The organism is Mesorhizobium sp. M7D.F.Ca.US.004.03.1.1 (assembly GCF_003998635.1).
Taxonomy (GTDB): domain Bacteria; phylum Pseudomonadota; class Alphaproteobacteria; order Rhizobiales; family Rhizobiaceae; genus Mesorhizobium; species Mesorhizobium loti.
Genome location: NZ_RZQG01001521.1, coordinates 1 through 806 on the forward strand (window position 1 = coordinate 1; position 806 = coordinate 806).

The window sequence follows — 806 nt, forward strand, 5'->3', positions numbered from 1 at the left end:
CACCTATGCCGCGACGCGGCTTGCCGACTTCAAGGTGCCGCGCAAGATCCTGATCCTGGACGAGATCCCCAAGGGCGCGACCGGCAAATTGCAGCGCATCGGCCTTGCCGCCAAACTCGGACTTTGACGATGAAGATCACCATCTTCGGCGCCGGCGCGATCGGCGGCTATCTCGCAGCCAAGCTGGCAATCACTGGGCGGACCGATCTTTCGATCGTCGCGCGCGGCGCGCATCTGGAAGCGATCAAGGCGAACGGCCTGCGCCTGATCGAGGATGGCCAGGAGACGTCCGTCCCCGTCCGGGCCGCCGCGAAAGCCGAGGAACTTGGCGTGCAGGATTATGTCGTGCTGGCGCTGAAAGCCCATTCCCTCACCCCGGCCCTTGACCAGATCGCGCCGCTGCTCGGGCAGCACACCGCCGTCGTCACCATGCAGAACGGCGTGCCGTGGTGGTATTTCCACGGCGTCGGCGGGCCGCTCGAAGGCACCAGGCTGAGCGCGGTCGATCCCGGTGGCGCGATCTGGCAGCGGATCGGGCCGCAGCGCGTCATCGGCTCGGTCGTCTATCCCGCCGTCGAAGTCGATGCGCCGGGCCTCATCCGCCATGTCGAGGGCAAGCGCTTCTCGCTCGGCGAACCCTCGGGTGTGCGCAGCGAACGGGTCACGCTTCTGGCCGAGGAGATGGTCAAGGCGGGGCTGCAGGTGCCGGTGCGCGACGACATCCGCAGCGAAATCTGGGTGAAGCTGTGGGGCAATCTCTCCTTCAACCCGATCTCCGCGCTGACCGGCAGCACGCTTGCCGCGAT

Annotated in this window: 1 protein-coding gene; it reads left to right on the forward strand. The window is 66.9% G+C overall.

What is annotated here, in order from left to right; all coding sequences use genetic code 11:
* Nucleotides 1–129: 129 nt before the first annotated feature.
* The coding region (locus EN935_RS38390) for a 2-dehydropantoate 2-reductase (protein WP_164771842.1) at nt 130–806 on the forward strand (677 nt) is incomplete at its 3' end.